The sequence below is a fragment of the Rhizobium bangladeshense genome, from assembly GCF_001662075.1.
Classification (GTDB): Bacteria; Pseudomonadota; Alphaproteobacteria; order Rhizobiales; family Rhizobiaceae; genus Rhizobium; species Rhizobium bangladeshense_B.
In genome coordinates this window covers 228,513-245,361 of record NZ_LYPL01000002.1, presented here as the reverse complement: position 1 = coordinate 245,361, position 16,849 = coordinate 228,513, and the positions used below count along the sequence as shown (strand labels likewise).

General features: G+C 62.9%; 19 protein-coding genes. 8 read left to right on the top strand and 11 right to left on the bottom strand.

The genetic code is table 11. The features are described from left to right. The first annotated feature begins 93 nt into the window (after window positions 1-93). Both A7X77_RS05170 and A7X77_RS05165 read left to right on the top strand, forming a co-directional pair. Window positions 94-588 carry a GNAT family N-acetyltransferase gene (locus A7X77_RS05170; RefSeq protein WP_064682315.1) on the top strand — a complete coding sequence of 165 codons (495 nt, stop codon included), beginning with the start codon at window positions 94-96 and terminating at the stop codon, window positions 586-588. A gap of 66 nt (window positions 589-654) precedes the next feature. Then, a complete protein-coding gene (locus A7X77_RS05165; protein ID WP_064681935.1) occupies window positions 655-1,284 on the top strand; it encodes a glutathione S-transferase family protein in 630 nt (209 codons plus the stop codon). 145 nt (window positions 1,285-1,429) lie between these two features. Here A7X77_RS05165 and A7X77_RS05160 read toward each other — a convergent pair whose 3' ends face one another. The 3 genes from A7X77_RS05160 to A7X77_RS05150 all read right to left on the bottom strand — a co-directional run bounded on the left by A7X77_RS05160 (window position 1,430) and on the right by A7X77_RS05150 (window position 3,682). Continuing rightward, on the bottom strand, window positions 1,430-2,344 hold the full coding sequence (locus A7X77_RS05160; protein ID WP_064681934.1) for a cytochrome c: 915 nt from the start codon (window positions 2,342-2,344) through the stop codon (window positions 1,430-1,432). A 131-nt stretch (window positions 2,345-2,475) separates the two neighbouring features. Beyond that, the gene (locus tag A7X77_RS05155; RefSeq protein WP_064681933.1) at window positions 2,476-2,916 is read right to left on the bottom strand and encodes a c-type cytochrome; all 441 of its coding nucleotides are present in this window, start codon (window positions 2,914-2,916) and stop codon (window positions 2,476-2,478) included. Window positions 2,917-3,046: 130 nt separating this feature from the next. Then, window positions 3,047-3,682 (bottom strand): LysE family translocator, encoded by a 636-nt coding sequence (locus A7X77_RS05150; RefSeq protein ID WP_064681932.1) that lies wholly within the window; start codon window positions 3,680-3,682, stop codon window positions 3,047-3,049. A 129-nt stretch (window positions 3,683-3,811) separates the two neighbouring features. On the opposite strand from A7X77_RS05150, the gene A7X77_RS05145 reads away from it, so the two are divergent. Continuing rightward, window positions 3,812-4,504 (top strand): helix-turn-helix transcriptional regulator, encoded by a 693-nt coding sequence (locus tag A7X77_RS05145; protein WP_064681931.1) that lies wholly within the window; start codon window positions 3,812-3,814, stop codon window positions 4,502-4,504. Between the two features lie 320 nt (window positions 4,505-4,824). On the opposite strand, the gene A7X77_RS05135 is transcribed toward A7X77_RS05145, so the two are convergent. Further along, the gene (locus tag A7X77_RS05135) at window positions 4,825-5,670 is read right to left on the bottom strand and encodes a metallophosphoesterase (RefSeq protein WP_064681929.1); all 846 of its coding nucleotides are present in this window, start codon (window positions 5,668-5,670) and stop codon (window positions 4,825-4,827) included. A gap of 138 nt (window positions 5,671-5,808) precedes the next feature. Next, window positions 5,809-6,411, bottom strand: coding sequence for a superoxide dismutase (locus A7X77_RS05130; protein ID WP_064681928.1), 603 nt, complete (start codon window positions 6,409-6,411; stop codon window positions 5,809-5,811). A gap of 213 nt (window positions 6,412-6,624) precedes the next feature. On the opposite strand from A7X77_RS05130, the gene A7X77_RS05125 reads away from it, so the two are divergent. The 3 genes from A7X77_RS05125 to A7X77_RS05115 all read left to right on the top strand — a co-directional run bounded on the left by A7X77_RS05125 (window position 6,625) and on the right by A7X77_RS05115 (window position 8,591). After that, on the top strand, window positions 6,625-6,951 hold the full coding sequence (locus A7X77_RS05125) for a hypothetical protein (protein ID WP_064681927.1): 327 nt from the start codon (window positions 6,625-6,627) through the stop codon (window positions 6,949-6,951). Between the two features lie 197 nt (window positions 6,952-7,148). Beyond that, window positions 7,149-7,802 (top strand): class I SAM-dependent methyltransferase, encoded by a 654-nt coding sequence (locus tag A7X77_RS05120; RefSeq protein WP_064681926.1) that lies wholly within the window; start codon window positions 7,149-7,151, stop codon window positions 7,800-7,802. A gap of 57 nt (window positions 7,803-7,859) precedes the next feature. Beyond that, on the top strand, window positions 7,860-8,591 hold the full coding sequence (locus A7X77_RS05115; RefSeq protein WP_064681925.1) for a sulfite exporter TauE/SafE family protein: 732 nt from the start codon (window positions 7,860-7,862) through the stop codon (window positions 8,589-8,591). 15 nt (window positions 8,592-8,606) lie between these two features. On the opposite strand, the gene A7X77_RS05110 is transcribed toward A7X77_RS05115, so the two are convergent. After that, the gene (locus tag A7X77_RS05110) at window positions 8,607-8,948 is read right to left on the bottom strand and encodes a nuclear transport factor 2 family protein (protein ID WP_064681924.1); all 342 of its coding nucleotides are present in this window, start codon (window positions 8,946-8,948) and stop codon (window positions 8,607-8,609) included. Between the two features lie 116 nt (window positions 8,949-9,064). Here A7X77_RS05110 and A7X77_RS05105 point away from each other — a divergent pair, with 116 nt between their 5' ends. Next, the gene (locus A7X77_RS05105; RefSeq protein ID WP_064681923.1) at window positions 9,065-10,339 is read left to right on the top strand and encodes an MFS transporter; all 1,275 of its coding nucleotides are present in this window, start codon (window positions 9,065-9,067) and stop codon (window positions 10,337-10,339) included. Here the strand turns inward: A7X77_RS05105 and A7X77_RS05100 are convergent. Continuing rightward, window positions 10,301-10,918, bottom strand: coding sequence for a TetR/AcrR family transcriptional regulator (locus tag A7X77_RS05100; protein ID WP_064681922.1), 618 nt, complete (start codon window positions 10,916-10,918; stop codon window positions 10,301-10,303). The genes A7X77_RS05105 and A7X77_RS05100 overlap by 39 nt on opposite strands. A 117-nt stretch (window positions 10,919-11,035) precedes the next feature. Between A7X77_RS05100 and A7X77_RS05095 the strand changes: the two genes are divergently transcribed. Further along, entirely contained in the window at window positions 11,036-11,719 is a 684-nt protein-coding gene (locus tag A7X77_RS05095; RefSeq protein ID WP_064681921.1) for a glutathione binding-like protein, read from the top strand. 7 nt (window positions 11,720-11,726) lie between these two features. Here the strand turns inward: A7X77_RS05095 and nadE are convergent, their stop codons facing one another. The 4 genes from nadE to A7X77_RS05075 all read right to left on the bottom strand — a co-directional run bounded on the left by nadE (window position 11,727) and on the right by A7X77_RS05075 (window position 16,827). Continuing rightward, a complete protein-coding gene (gene nadE, locus A7X77_RS05090) occupies window positions 11,727-12,560 on the bottom strand; it encodes an ammonia-dependent NAD(+) synthetase (RefSeq protein WP_064681920.1) in 834 nt (277 codons plus the stop codon). Window positions 12,561-12,662: 102 nt separating this feature from the next. Then, window positions 12,663-13,868, bottom strand: a complete 1,206-nt coding sequence (locus tag A7X77_RS05085; protein WP_064681919.1) for an adenylate/guanylate cyclase domain-containing protein — start codon at window positions 13,866-13,868, stop codon at window positions 12,663-12,665. A gap of 23 nt (window positions 13,869-13,891) precedes the next feature. Continuing rightward, complete coding sequence (locus A7X77_RS05080; RefSeq protein ID WP_064681918.1) at window positions 13,892-15,511, bottom strand: MDR family MFS transporter; 1,620 nt, start codon at window positions 15,509-15,511, stop codon at window positions 13,892-13,894. A gap of 74 nt (window positions 15,512-15,585) precedes the next feature. After that, window positions 15,586-16,827 (bottom strand): HlyD family secretion protein, encoded by a 1,242-nt coding sequence (locus tag A7X77_RS05075; protein WP_064682314.1) that lies wholly within the window; start codon window positions 16,825-16,827, stop codon window positions 15,586-15,588. Window positions 16,828-16,849 lie beyond the last annotated feature (22 nt).

Here is a 16,849-nt window from a genome sequence, read left to right as displayed (position 1 = left end):
GCGGCCGGACAGATCATATTGTCAACAAGCCGCCGTCAGGCGGCTTTGTTGTATCGGCAGCGTCTGACGGCAGATTATCAAAGGACGCAGACCATGACCGAAATCGAAGACAGCGAAATTTCACTGATGCGCCCATCGGTGGTGACGATCCGCACCGCCAAGCCGCGCGATCTGCCAGAGCTCAACGAGATGATTGCGCTGCTTGCCGCCCATCACGGCGATGCGGCCGCTGCGACGCCGGAGCAACTGGAACGCGACCTGTTCGGCCCGCTGCCCTGGATTACCGCGCTTGTGGCCGAGATCAGCGATGGGCTGATCGGCTACGCCATTCTCGTGCCGCTCTACAGGGCGCAGGAAGGCAAACGCGGCATGGACCTGCATCATCTCTTCGTGCGCGATGGCCATCGCGGCCATGGCACCGGCCAGTTGCTCGTCGACCGGGCGCGCGAGACCGCGCGCAATGCCGGCTGCGGCTACCTCTCCGTCAGCGCCGCGACCGGCAACGTGCTGGCGCATCGCTTCTACGAACAGATGGATTTTACCCCGCGTCCCGTTACCGGTATGCGTTACATGCAGTCGATCGCCTGAAGCGCTTCGCGATCCTTCAGATTCGCTCGACCGACGCTTCAAGTCTTTGTCCTATAAGGAGCTTTCATGCCTGATTTCAAACTCCATTGCTTCGCTCTCTCGGGGAACTGTTACAAGGTCGCGCTCTTCTTTGCGCTTGCCGGCATCGAGTGGGAAAGCGTTTTCGTGGATTATCTGGGCGGCGAAACGCGAACCGAAGAATGGCGGAAAACCGTAAACGAACAAGGCGAGGCGCCTGTGCTCGAACATGGGCACACGAAGATCAGCCAATCGGGAGTCATCCTGGATTATTTGTCAGAGGTGACAGGGCACTTTGGGGCGCAAACAGCCGAAGAGCGGCGCGACATTATGCGTTGGGTTCTTTTCGACAACCACAAATTCACGAGCTATTACGCGACGCTGAGGTTCATCTATGGTCTCCAGAAGAGCGGCGAGACACCAGTCGCCGAGTTTTTGAGACTGAGAGCCAAAGCTGCCTATGCCATTGTCGACGAACACCTGACAGGCAGGGCCTTCATCGTCGGCGACCGGCTGACGATCGCGGACCTCTCCTTGGCAGGCTATGTCTTCATGCCGGAGGAAACCGGGATCGATCACACCGCTTATCCGGCCATCGCAGCCTGGAAAGACCGTATCAGCAACATGCCCGGCTGGCGCCATCCCTATGATCTGATGCCCGGCCCCACCTCCTTGTAACAAGGGATCTGGGCGACTGTGCCAAGCAGTCAAGAACGGCGTTCTCGAGCATTTCCGTTTTTCTTCGAATCATGGAAATGCTCTATCTCTTTGTTTTCACACAATTCCGGACGCAAAACCGTTACACACTTTTGCTGGAATTGCTCTAACGCCCCGGCACCGCCTTCAGATAGGCGGCGATCGCCTCGCGGTCGGCGGCCGGCAGGCGGGCGATGTTCTGTTGGACGTCGACCATCTGGCCGCCGACGGAATCGAAATCGGGCGTGAAGCCGGTTTCGAGGTAGTTGGCGATATCCGCCTCGCTCCAGCCGCCGATGCTCTTGGAGGCCGGCGTGATGTTAGGTATGAGGCCCTTGCCTTCCGGGTTGGGGGCGCCGGCGAGCCACTGCTCGGCCTCAAAGCCGCCGAGCGCATCGCGCGGCGTGTGGCATTCACCGCAATGACCGGGACCTTCGACGAGATATTGCCCGCGCTTGATCTTGTCGTCGCTCTTTGCCAGCGCCACCCGCGGCTGATCGCTGAAATAGAGGAATTTCCAGCCGCCGAGCGCAAGTCGAATATTGTAGGGAAACGGCAGCTCATGCGGCGGTGCGACGTTGGCGCTCTTCGGCAGCGTCTTGATAAAGGCGAAGAGGTCGTTGACGTCCTTGTCGCTCATACGGGCATAGGAACCATAGGGAAAGGACGGGTAAAGATGCCGGCCATCCGGGCCGACGCCGCGTTTCATCGCATTGCCGAACGCGGCGAGCGTCCAGCCGCCGATGCCGGCCTTTTCATCCGGCGAAATATTCGGCACGTGGAAGGTGCCGAACGGGCTCTTCAGCGCCAGGCCGCCTGAAAGCGTCAGCTTGGCATCGCCTTCGGAACCGGGCGCGGCATGACAGCTGACACAGCCGCCCGCCCAGAAGACCGTCTGACCGTTGACCGGATCGGGCGCGCCGAGACCCGCCCAATGGCTCTCCGGCAGCGGATCGGGCGCGGTGACGAGATAGAAGGCGCCGCCGCCAAGGACGGCGACACCGATCAGACAGAGCAGTAACCGGACGAACCTGCGGACCATGCTCCGCCTCCCCTTTTGCCGAGATTTCCCGTGCGGAGCTGCAACCAGCCCTTACGGTCGGAGAATAAGATGATCCGCGCCGGCGGCAAGGCTGGCGCGGATCGCGTATCAAGTCCAGATCAAACGGCCTATCAATCCTTGAGACGATAGGCCTTGTGACAGCCGCCGCAATTGGCGCCGAGCGTATTGAGCGTGGCGCCGACGGCTGCAGCATCGGCCGGAAGCTGAGCGAGCGCGATTTCGGCATCGGCGGAGAGCTTTGCGGCGCGCGCCTTGAAGTCATCCATGTTTTCCCAGAGCTTCGGGTTGACCTCGGGATCATTCCTATCGCTGCCCGGCTTGAACTGATCGGGGAAAACCTTGGCCGTTGCGGCGATCGTCGTCAGCGCCGCTTTTACCGTCTCGGCATCATAGGGTTTCTCGCCCTTGGCGATAGCGCCCATGGCACCCGCCGAACCGCCGATCTTCTTCATCAGCGCAATGCGCGAGTCATGGGTGCCGTCGGCGGCGGTCACCGAACCCAAGGCTATGCCGGCCATCGCTGCGGCGGCAGCTACTGCTTTCCAATTCATCTGGTCCTCTCCATTTTCTCAAGGCCAAGGCGGCCGATGGCCAATCTGCACCGGGAGCATGACAAAATCCATGGCGAACGGCAGTCACGTTTTGGCGGATCACCATAAAAACAATGTGATACACGCAGGTTCAGGCAGTTTTCCAACCCTGCCAGAGGCTGAGCGCGGAGACCGCAACCAACAGCAGTCCGGCGCAGCGGCCGACGAAGGCCGTCGCATCGGGGTTTCCGACGAGAAGATCGCGGCTGCGGCCGGCGGTCATCGCCAGCGTGCCGTAAATGGCGAACTGGGTGGCGATCGTCATGGCCCCCATGATCAGGCCCTGCATCCAGACCGGGCCGTATTCCGGTTTCAGGAACTGCGGATAGACGGCGAACATGAAGATATAGGCCTTGGGATTGACCAGACAGGTGACGGCGCCCTGGCGGAAAGCCCGCCAGCCGGAGCCCGCCGTTGCCGGCCCGACCGCCTCGACGGTGATCGAACTGCGCATCAGCGAAATGCCGATCCAGATCATATAGGCGACTCCGGCAAAGAGCAGGACGTTGAACAGCTGCGGCAGCATGGTGACGAGCACGCCAACACCGGCCGCGCCGTAGGCCGAGTGCACTGCGCCACCGGCCATGATGCCGCCGGTTGCCGCCAGCCCCCGCCGGATACCGCCGGTCAGCGCATTGGCGAGCACGAAGAGCATGTCCATGCCCGGCACGATGATGATACCGAAGAGAAGGGTGAAGAAGAGCCAGAGGTTTTCGTGGTAATTCATGTCAGTTACCGCCTTGTCGTTCGGTGGGGCGTTTTGGAGACCCTAAGAGATTTCAATCCGATAGGCGGCTCTATACGCAAACCCAACTGACAGTGTATTGTCAGGAGCGTGAAGGATGGGAGGGGCAAAATGCGCAAGGCCTCGCGGCTTTTCGAGATCATTCAGATCCTGCGGCTCGCCAGAAAACCGATGACGGCGGCTGTGATGGCCGAGACGCTCGAGGTAACGGTGCGTTCGATCTATCGCGACATCGCCGCACTCCAGGCGATGCGCGTGCCGATCGAAGGCGGGCGCGGAATCGGCTATATCATGCGGCCGGGATTCGACCTGCCGCCGCTGATGTTTTCGATCGAGGAGATGGAGGCGATCGTGCTGTCGCTGGCGCTGCTCGAACGCACCGCCGACGAGGAGCTGAAGCAGGCGGCGCGCCGGGTCAACCAGAAGATCGCTGGCGCCGTACCGCCGCCGCTGCGCCAGGCAATGGACACCAAGGCGCTCTATGCCTGGGGCTCGATCGCGCAGCCGGCCGGCTTCGACCTTGCGATCGTGCGCCGGGCGATCCGCGACGAACGCAAGCTGATGCTCGCCTACCGCGACGAACTCGGCCGCGGAAGCGAGCGGACGATCCAGCCGATCGCGCTGATCTACTATTCGCAGACCGCCAACATCGTCGCCTGGTGTGAGCTGCGCCAGGCGATCCGCAATTTCCGCAGTGACCGGGTGGAGCGCTGCGCGGTAAGCGAGGAGTTCTTCAAGGGCGACGGTGACAGGCTGCGGGAATTGTGGACGAGCGGGTGGGCGGAGAAGGCTGTGGCGGGGTGATGGGCAGGCATTGTGCGAACACGTCTGGCGGCGTTTAAGACCCGAGCAGGAGGTCAATGTCATGCGGCCCGGGGAAGCGCACTTGTGCCTGGCAGTTCTTCGACGTCCGCCAAAGGACTGCCGACATCTGCCCTCTCCTCCTCTTCGGCCTTGAGCCGAGGATCCACCTTCGTCTCTATCAGCAGCGGGCATGGATCCTCGGCTCAAGGCTGCTCAAGGCCGAGGATGACGGAGGGTGGGATTGCGTTCCGCGAAACTCACCGTTGGAGCGTTGAGCGCTTCTTCGGAGAGGCACCCCGCATACCTTGGTTTTGTTCCTGTTATAGAGCCAGCGTCCGGCTCTCCTCGCGTCCGAAGCCGCGGATTTCGAGGCGATCGGCGTAGACCTCGACGATGGCGAAGGCGTTTTCGCTTTCAGTGTCGACCACGCCCTTGAAATTGACGAAGTGGCAGGCGCCGGCCATGCCGTAATTGCCGACATGGTCGTGACCGTTGAAATAGGCGACGACATGGCGCTCAGAGGCGAGCAGTGCGACGATGCGGTCGCTGTCCCACATGCCGTGTTCACTGGGCGGATGCACGGGATAGTGATTCATGACGATCACCTTTTCGCCCGCCTCGGCCGCTTTGGCGATTTCATCGGTCAGCCAGGCGAACTGCGCGTTGCTCAGCGCGGCATTCCAGCGATGAGCATTGCTGGCGCCGTTCTCCTCCAGCTCGGCCAGCATTTGCGCGGCAAGGGCGCGGTGCGGATGGCCCTCGGGCGGCGCGAAGGTGCTGACCTCGTTGCCGTCGAGCATGATGAAGCGCCAGCCGTGGCGGGAGAAGCTGTAATAGGGCGACGGCATGCCGAGACGTGTGGCGACTTCCGAGAGGTGCCCCGCGGAGACGGAGAAATCATGGTTGCCGAGCAGGAAGAGCGCCTCGTGCCTCAGCTTCTCATAGACCGGCAGGATCTCGTCGAAGCTCTTGAAGCTGCGGTCGATAACATCGCCGAGCGTCATGACGAAGCTCAAATCTTCGCCGTTGAAGATCTCGACCGCCTCGGCGACCTTGGCGAGGCTGTTGGCATAGTAGCGGTCCATGCCCGCATGCGGGGGGATTGCCGCATATTGCGGATCGGCGATGATGCCGAAGCGGAACAGGGGAAGAGCGGAAGAGGACATGGGGCGTGATTAGGAGCGGCCGGTGACAGGGGTGTGACGACGGGATGCGAAAACGAACACCCGGCGTTCGGGAGAACGCCGGGTGCAAGATCAAAGAGGCCGAGACATCGCCGCGGAAGCCTGCAAGTCCCGTGCCGCTTACTTCGTGGCTTCTTCGTAGCGTTCCAGGACGTAGTCCCAGTTGATCAGGCTATCGACGAAGGCCTCGAGGTATTTCGGGCGGGCGTTGCGATAGTCGATGTAATAGGAGTGTTCCCAGACGTCGACGCCGAGGATCGGAGTGGCGCCGTGAACGAGCGGGTTTTCGCCGTTCGGGGTCTTGGAGATTTCGAGCTTGCCGTTCTTGACGGAAACCCAGGCCCAGCCGGAACCGAACTGGGTAGCGCCGGCATTGGCGAAATCGGCCTTGAACTTGTCATAGCCGCCGAGATCGGAGGCAAAAGCCGCTTCGAGCTTACCCGGCAGCTTGTTGCCGCCGCCGCCCTTCTTCATCCACTTCCAGAAATGGATGTGGTTGTAGTGCTGGGCGGCGTTGTTGAAGAGGCCGGCGTTGGTGCCGAAGGACTTCTTCACGACCTCTTCGAGCGAGAGATCGGAAAGGCCGGCTTCGGCGGCGAGCTTGTTGCCGTTGTCGACATAGGCCTTATGGTGCTTGTCGTGGTGAAACTCCAGCGTTTCCTTCGACATGAAGGGGGCAAGGGCTTCGTAATCATAGGGAAGTTCAGGCAATTCGAAAGCCATGTCAGATCTCCTCTTGGCAATAGATTGCGTCATCGGCAGGTGAGGCGGAACATAGGAGGGGAATGGGGGAGAGGCAACCGGCGAAATATCAAAAAACGATCGGCCGGAGGAAAATTTGCCTCAGTTTCAGAGCTGGAATCGCACGCTCAAATCGCCTGACATGCCCGCCCGCAAAACCGCTTCGAGCGCAATGCACAACAAGGGAGATCCGAGATGTACAGGAATATAATCCAGCTTCCGGCCGCAGCCGCGCTTGTTTGTCTCGCCGGCGCGGCCCATGCCTCCTCCGACGAGGCCTGGCAGCAGTTCGCGGCCGATGTCGAGGCCAAATGCAGGAAGGCGGCGGTCGCGCTCGAAAAGCCAGCCGTCAGTGTCGATCCTTTCGGCACCGCCCATTACGGGCTCGCTTTGGTGACGGGAAAGCCGAAGGGCGCCAAGGGGCTTGTCGCCCAGATCTGCGTCTATGACAAGCAGGAAAAGTCGGTCGAGATCGGCAGCGCGATGGATGCCAAGAAGCTTGGGCTGGCGCCGGCCAAATAGCCGGCCGCGGTCACGGTTTGTGACGCCAGTCACCTTCCGGGCGGAACCCAAGCCCACCCTTAGGAGTTGAGGTGCCGGGTTTTTAGAGCGCCGCGCGTCTGTGAGAGGCGCCGAGGCGCTCTATGTTTGTGATAAATGCATGATCCTTTTCAAAAATTGATTCCGATTCTCGGGGGTTGTGCGCAGGAGGCTTAGGCATGTCGGAACTTCGCAACCGGGCGGAAGATCAGCAGAAAATCTATCAGCGCTGGGCACCGGTCTATGACCGCGTCTACCGCGGCATCCTGCGCGACGGCCACCGCAAGCTTGCCGCCCTTGCCGCTGCGGCCGGCACCGATATTCTGGAAATCGGCGTCGGCACCGGCCTGACGCTCGGGCACTATCCCAGCCGTTGCCGGGTGACCGGCATCGACATTTCCGAACATATGATTGCCCGGGCGCGCGAAAAGGTACGGCGCGAAAAGCTGCAGCATGTGCAGGCGCTCGAGGTGATGGATGCGCATGCGCTCGCCTTTGCCGACCAGTCTTTCGACGTGGTCTGCCTGCCCTTCGTCATCACGCTCATTCCCGAGCCCGAGCGGGCGCTGGACGAATGCGCCCGGGTGCTCAGGCCGGGCGGCGAGATCATCCTGGCGAGCAAGCTCGGCGACGGCGCCGGCCTGCAGGGCGCAATCGAAGCGGCGGTGGCGCCGCTGGTGCGCCACATCGGCTGGTCCTCCGCCTTCCGCATCCACCGCATCCTCGCCTGGGCCGAGCGTCGCGGCGATTTTTCCGCGGCCGATATTCTGCCGGTCTTTCCGAACGGCTTTTTCAAGATCGTCCGGCTGAAACAGCGCGGACTTTCCGCCTGAGCAAAAAAAAATCCCGCATCGCGGATTCTGATGCTACCGTTCGTCTGAGGGGACCGCATGACATCGGATATCTTCTTCTTCATCGCCGTCGGCTTCTGCGCACAGATCGTCGATGGCGCGCTCGGCATGGCCTTCGGCGTGCTGTCGACGACGAGCCTGCTGGCTTTCGGGGTGCCGGCGGCCAATGCCAGCGCGATGACGCATGTGACCGAAATGTTCACAACGGCGGCGTCCGGCCTGTCGCATGCCTATCACCGCAATGTCGACTGGCGGCTGGTGGCGCGGCTGGCGCCTGCCGGCATGATCGGCGGCGCAATCGGGGCTTATCTGCTTGCCAATATCGACGGCAAGGTGATCGAGCCCTTCGTATCGGCCTATCTGATCGCGATAGGCCTCCTGATCCTCTACAAGGCCTTCCGTCCGCAGATCCGGCGCGAGGTGCGCGACTGGGCTGTGCCGCCCGTCGGCTTTTTCGGCGGCGTTCTCGATGCGATCGGCGGCGGCGGTTGGGGTCCCATCGTCACCAGCACGCTTGTCGGGCGCGGTCACGACCTGAAGCGGGTGATCGGCTCGACCAATTTCACCGAATTCGCCGTGACCCTGACGATTTCGGTCACCTTCGTCGTGACGCTCGGCTGGTCTGAGCTCAATTCGGCGATCGGCCTCATCATCGGCGGTGTCATCGCCGCCCCTTTCGGCGCCATTCTCGTCAGGCGGCTGCCGGTGCGGGCGCTGATGGTGGCAGTCTCGATGGTCATCATCACGACGTCGGCAATACGGCTCCTGTAACCGCCTCAGCCGCGGTCAGAGATTCCGCCCGAAATAGACTTCTACGGATGTGATCTTGTCGCCGCGGAAGCGAAGGCTCTCCATATTGCCGAAGCTGCCGCCGTCCAGTTTTTCGGCGCGATAGCGGACGACTGCCTCGTCGCCGTCGACGGCCAGGAATTCGATGTGGATATCGCGAAAGAACGGTTCCTTTGGCCAGCAGCGCTCGAAATAGGTCGCCCGGTCGATATGATCGTCGCGCGGGCTGGAGAAGGTGAAATCCTCCGTCAGCATGGCGCCGACTTTATCCTTGCGGTCTTCGAGATAGGCGGCGTAGAGATCACGGACGGCCTGCTGCTTCGTGCGCATCTCGTTCATGGAATATCCTCCGATTAACTGATTGCATGTCACAATCAGTTGTCTTCTAGCACTTTTACCTGAGATGATCCAGATTCCGGCGCAACTGCGCAGCAGGATCGATGCCGAGGCAAAGAATGACCGATACGCAATGGGACGCGGCCAGCGCTGGAACGGGCTCGATCCACTGGAAGCGCAACCTCGCCGTCTCGCTGATCGGCTCCTTCACGACAATCGTGGCGATGACCCTGCTGCTGCCTTTCCTGCCGCTCTATGTCGAGGAACTCGGTGTGGCCGACCATGCTGCGATCGTGCAATGGTCGGGTATCGCCTATGGCGCCACCTTCCTGGCCGCCGCCCTCGTGGCGCCACTCTGGGGGCGGCTCGGTGACATTTATGGCCGCAAGCTGATGCTGGTGCGCGCCAGCCTGGGCATGACGGTGGCGATCTCGCTGATGGGCATGGCCGGCAATGTCTGGCAGCTGGTGGCGCTGCGCCTCTTCGTCGGCCTGGCCGGCGGCTATGCCTCCGGCTCGATGGTGCTGGTGGCGACGCAAACGCCGAAGGACCGCTCGGCCTGGGCGCTCGGCGTTCTTTCGTCCGGCATCATGGCCGGCAATCTCGTCGGACCGCTCATCGGCGGGGCGCTACCGCCTGTCATCGGCATTCGCGGCACTTTTCTGGCCGCCGGGGCCATGATCTTCCTCGCCTTTCTCGCCACCATCCTGCTGATCAAGGAAGAGAAGTCGCCGGCCCGCAAACAGGCGGCCAAAGCGAGCGGCGGCTGGAAATCAATCAGCGACAAGCGGCCTGTCGTCGCCATGCTGGCGACCGGCCTGCTGTTGATGTTCGCCAATATGTCGATCGAGCCGATCATCACCGTCTATGTCGCGCAGATCGTGCCTGATGCAACTGAGGTGACGATGATCTCGGGCCTCGTGATGTCGGCGGCGGCGCTCGGCAGCATTCTCTCGGCCTCCTGGCTCGGCAGGCTCGCCGACAGGATCGGCCACTGGCCGGTCATTGCAGGGGCGCTCGCCGCCGCCGGGCTGCTACTGATCCCGCAGGCCTTCGTCACCAGTTCCTGGCAGCTGATCGTCCTGCGCTTCCTGATGGGGGCCGCCCTCGGCGGGCTGCTGCCCTGCATCGCTGCCGTCATCCGCCACAGCGTGCCCGATAGCGCGGCCGGCAGCATTCTCGGGCTGTCGATCTCCTCACAATATGTCGGCCAGGTGGCCGGCCCCGTCCTCGGCGGCTTCGTCGGTGGCCATATCGGCATGCGGGCGGTTTTCCTCAGCACCGCGGTGCTGCTTGTCGCCGGTGCGGCCTATGCCTGGATAGTGCGGCCCAGAATGATCGAGGCCGGATCGGGATCAGCTGCGCGCGCTGCCGCAGATCAGCTCGACGCCTGAGCGGGCGATTGCCTCCAGCGTCTCGCGGCTGTCGCCGGCGCGGGCGCGCACGGCGAGCGAATGCATGACGGCGGAGGCGAGCCTTGCCAGCATCTGCGGATCGGCGCTCTCGGAAAGCTCGCCGCTTTCGACGGCAAGGCGAATGCGCTTTTCGATCTCGCCGTCGAAATCGCTGAGGCTGCGGCCGAGCACCTCGCGGACCCGTTCACGCTCGACCGCCTCGACGGTTGCCGTGCCGATCAGCAGACAGCCGCGCGCGGCGGTTTCACCGTGCAGATAGACCGCCAGCGCACCTTCATAGACGCGGGCGAGATTGTCGCGCAGCGGCAGCGACGGGTCGAGCGCCAGGGCCAGTGCATCCATGCCGTCCTGCCGATAACCCTCCAAAGTATCGAGATAGAGATCCTCCTTGTCGCCGAAAGCGCCGTAGAGGCTCGGGCGGTTGAGGTTGGTCGCCGCACTGAGATTGTCGAGCGAGGCGGCGGCAAAACCCCTGTCCCAGAAGACGTCCCGCGCCTTGGCGAGCGTGGCCTTGGCGTCGAAGGCCCTCGGGCGGCCGCGCTTTTTCTCATCCTTCATATTTTGTACCACTTCGCATTAAATTCTTGACGAAGGTTATTTTATGCGAAACAGTACAGATGTTCAATGACATCGGACAGGCGGGCACCGACCGCCTGCATGAGAGAGGAAATCGCCATGAAACTCTATATGAACGCCGCTGCCTGCTCGCTTTCGCCGCATATCGTCTGCCGGGAGCTGGGGCTTGATATCGAGCTCGTCGAGGTCGACCGGGAGACCCACCGGACGAGCGACGGCAAGGACTATCTCGCCATCAACGGCAACGGCTATGTGCCTGCGCTGATGCTCGACGACGGCAAAGTGCTGACCGAGGGACCGGCAATCGCGCAGTTCCTCGCCGACAGCGTGCCGCAAGGCGCCGCGATGCTGCCCGAGGTCGGCAACCTCAGACGCCACGAGGTGCAATCCTATCTGAATTTCATATCCGCCGAACTGCACAAGCCGATGGTGCTGCTGTTCGACCCGGCTTATGCCAGCGTACATGCGCAGATCCGCGCCCAGGTCGCAAAGCGGCTTTCCTGGCTGAGCGGCCGTTTTGCCGGACCCTACCTGACCGGCGAGGCCTTCACCGTGGCGGACGTCTATCTCTTCGTCTGCCTGAACTGGTCGCCCTGGACGGACATCAATCTCAAGCAATGGCCGGCACTGCACGGCTTCATGGCCCGTGTGGCGGCACGCCCGAAGGTGCGCGAAGCGCTACGGGCCGAGGATCTCGAGGCCTTCGATGCCGACGGCGTCTATTTTGCGCCGAATGCCTATCTCGCCTCGTCAGACTGGACCGGCGTGCCGGTGCAGCCGTAAACGCTCCTCAGAGCGCGTTGATTGCCACAGGCAGCGCGCGCTTATGGGCGGTGGCGCGATAGGCGGCGAGAATGCGGCGACGGGCGATCTCGCCGACCGGCCGGCCTTCGAGAAAATCGTCGATCTCGTCATAGCTGACGCCATAGGCTTCCTCGTCGGGGCGCAGCGGCCGCTGGTCTTCCAGATCGGCGGTCGGCACCTTGAAGATCAGCTCGTCGGGTGCGCCGAGCCGCTTGGCCAAGAGGCGGACGCGGCGTTTGTTGAGGCCGGCAAGCGGCAGAATATCGGCAGCGCCGTCGCCGAACTTGGTGAAGAAGCCCATGACCGCCTCGGCCGCATGATCGGTACCGATGACGAGGCCGCCGAGCGCACCGGCCAAAGCGAACTGGGCGATCATCCGCTGCCGGGCCTTGATATTGCCGAGAATGAAATCCTGCCGGCCGGCATCGGCAAAGGCAAGACCGCCATCTTGAGCGGCGGCCAGCATCGCATCCGCCGCCGCCTTGATGTTGACGACTATCGAGCGGTCGGGGTCGATCGTTGCAAGCGCCCTCTCCGCATCCGCCTCGTCCGCCTGGACGCCATAGGGAAGGCGGACGGCGATGAATTCGGCCGCATGGCCGCTGCCACGCAGCTCGCGCACCGCCTTCTGAGCCAGCAAGGCCGCCGTCAGCGAATCGACGCCGCCGCTGATGCCGAGCACGTAGCCGCGCATGCCCGAGCCGACGAGATAATCCTTGAGGAAAGCGGTTCGCCGTTCGATCTCCCGCTCAGGATCGATATCGGCGGCAACACCCAGTTCGCGGATGATCTCGCCTTGTTCGTCGAACAGCACGGTCATAAGCTCCTCCTCCCCGCTTACGGAATTCCGGCGCCACTATGGCGAAAAGATGGGAGAAGACGAAACCGTTTCGGGCAGACCTGCCATGCATCCACCGCACACCTACTTCACGATGGTGAACAGCTCCGCCGGATCGGCGAACCCCTTCAGCCTATGCGCCCCGACCGACACCACATCCCCTGCCCCGGCGTCCCGGCGGAACGGCGCTGACATCAGCAAGGCTTCTCCCAGTTCGCCGCAGGTGGTCTGGATGCGGCTGACCAGGTTGACGTCGCGGCCGATCAGGGTGAAGTCGAGGCGGCGGCCGGAACCGATATTGCCGTAGCTGACTTCGCCGTAATGCAGGGCGATGCCGGCCTTCACGCCGATGCCTTCATATTGGAAATGGTCGATCTCATCGAGCATGGCACGGGCCGCGGCAAGAGCGGCGCCGCAGGAATGGGCCGCGTCATAACCGGGGAAGAAGGCGAGCACGGCGTCGCCCATGAATTTCAGCAGTTCGCCGCCCTCGCGGGTGATGGCCGGCACGATCCTATCGAAATAGGCGTTGAGCAAGCCGAGCACGGTGCTGCCGGGCAGCCGGTTCGACAGCTCGGTAAAGCCGCGCAGATCGCAGAGCAGCAGGGCTGCCTCCATCGATTCGATCTCGCCCTGGCGGATGCAGCCGGCCAGAATCCGGCTTGCCGTCAGCGGACCGATATAGGTATCGAGAAGGCTGAGCTCGACCTGGCGAAGAATGCGCAGCTCGCTGGTGTTGCGCAGCGCCGGCAGGATTCGCTCGAGCACCTGACGCTCCGAGACGGTGAAACCGCCCGGCCGCCTGGTGCCGAAGACGGCGGCGCTGACCGGGCCGTCGACATTGCAGAGCGGCGCGATGACGAGCTGCATCAGGCCGCGATCGGCAAAGACATCGATATGCTGCCAGCGGCCATGGACGCTTCCGCCAGGCCCGACGATCAGCGGCTCCCTGGTTTCCATGACCTTGCGCAGCGGTGTGTTTGATATAGCGACCCGCGCGCCGTGTTCCCGGTCGTGGATCTCGACCGGCTCGCCCGGCGCCCAGGCGATGGTGCGGCCGATGAATTCCGGATGCAGCGTCATCAGATGCAGGGTCAACCGATCGACCGGCAGGCCGAGCGCCTGAAGCCGGCGGCCGAGGCCGGAAACGAGGCCGGCTTCATCGAGCGCGTGGCATTCGTCGCCGGAAAGCCACTCGATGATCGAGAGCAGCGCGCCTGTGCTGACGGCATGACCAGTGGTCTTTGGCTGAACCTGGCCGAGATCGGGAGCATGGATTGCTGATGTCATAGTGTTCTCCTCCCGGAGACGGGTTAGTGGGCGTCGCCGCCGGAGAGCTGACCCGGCTTTTCCAGCAACAGGCTTGCCAGCAGGGCGACGACGAGGGCGACGCCAAGCAGGAAGAAGGTGTCGCTGAAGGCCATGATATTGGCCTGCTTGCGTATCTCGAGCGCGATGGCGACGACGGCCTTGTGGCTGGCGAGCGCCTGATCGCTGACGCCATGGCTCATGAAATAACCGGTCAGCTTGGCGATGCGATCGCGGGTGGCTTCCTCGAAGACCGAGACCGAATGCGTCAGGATGTTCGAGTGGAACTGTTCGCGCTTCGACAGGAAGGTCTGCAGCGAGGCGATGCCGACCGCGCCGCCGAGATTGCGCATCATGTTGAAGAGCGCCGAGGCCGAACCGGCATTCTCCTTCTCGATGCCTGATGCGGCGATCGCCGAGAGCGGCGTGAAGACGAGCGCCTGGCCGACGGCGCGGACGATGTTCGGCCAGAAGAGCTGGTCGCTCGCATAGTCGCCGGTCATGTGCACATTCATGAAATTCGAGGCGGCGAAGAGGGCAAAGCCAACGACGATCAGCAGGCGGACGTCGAACCGCTTCATCAGGCGCGGCACCAGCGGGATCAGCAGCAGCTGCGGAATGCCGGTCCAGGCGAGAACCATGCCGATCTGCTCGGAATTATAGCCCTGGATTCGGGTGAGGTAGATCGGCAGCACGAAGACCGAACCGTAAAGCGCAATGCCGAGCAGGAAGTTGGCGACAATGCCGAAACCGAAGTTGCGGCGCAGCAGCAGGCGCAGGTTCAACAGCGGCTGGGCCGTTCTCAGCTCGATGACGATGAACAGGCTCAACGAGACAGCGGCGATAACAGACAGGCGGAGGATGAAATCGGAGCCGAACCAGTCTTCCTTGTTGCCCTCTTCCAGCACGGTCTGCAGGGCCGCCAGCCCGATCGCCATGGTGACGATGCCCGGCCAGTCGCCCTTGGACAGCAGTTTCAGATTCATCGGCGCCCGATCGAGCGAGGCCCAGAGCAGGCCAACCATCAGCGCGCCGGGCACCAGGTTGACGTAGAAGATATGTTCCCAGCCCCAGTTTTCGGTGAGGTAACCGCCGATCGTCGGGCCGATGGCCGGTGCGAAAGTGGCCGACAGGGCAAAGAGCGCCAGACCGATCGGCTGCTTGGCCTTGGGCAGCAGCGTGATGATGATGGTAAAGGCCATCGGGATCAGCACGCCGCCGGAAAAGCCCTGAATGGCGCGCAGGATGATCATCTGCTGCAGGTTAGCCGCGAAGGCGCAGGCGACGGAGAAGATCAGGAAGAGGATGGCGTTGGTGAGCAGATAGTTGCGCAGCGAGAAGACCCGCGCCAGCCAGGCGCTCAAGGGGATGACGACGATCTCGGCGATCAGATAGGAGGTCGAGATCCAGCCGCCGTCATCGGTGCCAGCGCCGATGGCGCCCTGAATATCGGCAAGCGAGGCATTGACGATCTGGATGTTGAGGACCGCCATGAAGGCGCCGAGCGTCGAGCCGACAACGGCCGACCACATGCGAAGCGGGCTCATGGCGGCAGGTGTGGCGGGCGCTGCAGCGGCGGGGCGCGCAAGCGAATTGCCGTTTGCGGCGATCTGAAGAGTGGCCATGACCTATCTCCTTCCGGCTGTTGCGGAATACTTTCTCAATGACGCGGTTCGGCGATATTTTGGGATGAGAAGGATCATCCAGCGTGGCTGGAGAATCCCGGCTCTTCCTCTCCGGAGGCCTGAGACGCCTCGCTTTGCGCAGCCTTGGTATCGACTTCGGGCTCGACCGACATGCCCGAGCGCAGCATTCCGCTCAAAGCCTCGTCGTCGATGACGATCTTGACGGGGATGCGCTGGACGATCTTGGTGAAGTTGCCAGTGGCGTTATCAGGCGGCAGCAGCGAGAATTCGAGACCGCTTGCCGGCGAAACGCTGTCGACATGACCCTTGATCGACATATCGGGAAAACTGTCGACCTTGATCTCGACCGACTGGCCGGGACGGACATAGGTCAGCTGCGTTTCCTTGAAATTGGCAATGACATAGACCGCGTGCAGCGGCACGACGGCCATCAGCTGGGTGCCCGAGGTGACATACTGGCCGACGCGGATCGAGCGGGCGCCGACCGTGCCGTCGACGGCGGCGACGATGTCGGTATAGGACAGGTTGAGTTCGGCCTGGTGGGCGGCCGCGGCCGCCCGGTCGCGCTCGGCAACCGCCTGGTCGCGCTGGCTCCGCAGCACCGGCACCTTGTTCTCAGCCGCAACGAGGGCAGCCCGGTCACGCTCGACGGCGGCAGCCGCCTGGTCGCGGGCCGACTGGGTCTGTTCGGCGCGCGACTGGGTGCCGGCGCCGTTGGTGATGAGGCGGGCCGAACGCGCGGCGTCGGAGACGGCAAAATCGAGCGAGGCCTGCGAGGCGTCGGTCGTCGCCCTGGCCTGCCCGATGACCGACTGCTGCAGGGCGATCTGGGCATCGATATTGGTGATGGCGGCCTCGGCCGCCTTCAGATCGGCTCTCGCCTGCGAGAGTGCGGCCTGGAAGTCGCGGTCGTCGATGCGGGCCAGCACCTGGCCTGATTTGACCACGTCGTTGTCGCTGACCAGCACCTGCCTGACATAGCCGGCGACCTTCGGGGCGACCGTGGTGTAATCGGCCTTCACATAGGCATCGTCGGTGGATTCGATGAAGCGGCCGACGGTCCAGTAGCGGTAGCCGAAATCGCCCGCGAAAGCGACGCCGGCAAGCAGCGCGGCGGCAATGACGGCGCGCTTGACGATGCTGCGGCCGGTCTTTTCAGGCGCTGCGACAACCGGGGTTTCGGCAGCGGGCATCGCAGGTGCCTCGGCGGCCGGCGCCCGGGCGGCTTCCTCGGCCAAAATCCGCTCGGCCTCTCCGGCACTTTCGAAATCCTGCTTGCGGGGTAGTTCGACCATCGTCTCTTCCTTCGTCTGGCGC

Coding starts and splice junctions, on each gene's coding strand:
- A7X77_RS05100 (WP_064681922.1), bottom strand. CDS start 10,918: ATGAAGGATGAGAAAAAGCGCGGCCGCCCGAGGGCCTTCGACGCCAAG.
- A7X77_RS05150 (WP_064681932.1), bottom strand. CDS start 3,682: ATGAATTACCACGAAAACCTCTGGCTCTTCTTCACCCTTCTCTTCGGT.
- A7X77_RS05125 (WP_064681927.1), top strand. CDS start 6,625: ATGTACAGGAATATAATCCAGCTTCCGGCCGCAGCCGCGCTTGTTTGT.
- A7X77_RS05170 (WP_064682315.1), top strand. CDS start 94: ATGACCGAAATCGAAGACAGCGAAATTTCACTGATGCGCCCATCGGTG.
- A7X77_RS05155 (WP_064681933.1), bottom strand. CDS start 2,916: ATGAATTGGAAAGCAGTAGCTGCCGCCGCAGCGATGGCCGGCATAGCC.
- A7X77_RS05135 (WP_064681929.1), bottom strand. CDS start 5,670: ATGTCCTCTTCCGCTCTTCCCCTGTTCCGCTTCGGCATCATCGCCGAT.
- A7X77_RS05075 (WP_064682314.1), bottom strand. CDS start 16,827: ATGGTCGAACTACCCCGCAAGCAGGATTTCGAAAGTGCCGGAGAGGCC.
- A7X77_RS05085 (WP_064681919.1), bottom strand. CDS start 13,868: ATGACATCAGCAATCCATGCTCCCGATCTCGGCCAGGTTCAGCCAAAG.
- A7X77_RS05115 (WP_064681925.1), top strand. CDS start 7,860: ATGACATCGGATATCTTCTTCTTCATCGCCGTCGGCTTCTGCGCACAG.
- A7X77_RS05105 (WP_064681923.1), top strand. CDS start 9,065: ATGACCGATACGCAATGGGACGCGGCCAGCGCTGGAACGGGCTCGATC.
- A7X77_RS05130 (WP_064681928.1), bottom strand. CDS start 6,411: ATGGCTTTCGAATTGCCTGAACTTCCCTATGATTACGAAGCCCTTGCC.
- A7X77_RS05160 (WP_064681934.1), bottom strand. CDS start 2,344: ATGGTCCGCAGGTTCGTCCGGTTACTGCTCTGTCTGATCGGTGTCGCC.
- A7X77_RS05165 (WP_064681935.1), top strand. CDS start 655: ATGCCTGATTTCAAACTCCATTGCTTCGCTCTCTCGGGGAACTGTTAC.
- A7X77_RS05110 (WP_064681924.1), bottom strand. CDS start 8,948: ATGAACGAGATGCGCACGAAGCAGCAGGCCGTCCGTGATCTCTACGCC.
- A7X77_RS05095 (WP_064681921.1), top strand. CDS start 11,036: ATGAAACTCTATATGAACGCCGCTGCCTGCTCGCTTTCGCCGCATATC.
- A7X77_RS05145 (WP_064681931.1), top strand. CDS start 3,812: ATGCGCAAGGCCTCGCGGCTTTTCGAGATCATTCAGATCCTGCGGCTC.
- A7X77_RS05080 (WP_064681918.1), bottom strand. CDS start 15,511: ATGGCCACTCTTCAGATCGCCGCAAACGGCAATTCGCTTGCGCGCCCC.
- A7X77_RS05120 (WP_064681926.1), top strand. CDS start 7,149: ATGTCGGAACTTCGCAACCGGGCGGAAGATCAGCAGAAAATCTATCAG.
- nadE (WP_064681920.1), bottom strand. CDS start 12,560: ATGACCGTGCTGTTCGACGAACAAGGCGAGATCATCCGCGAACTGGGT.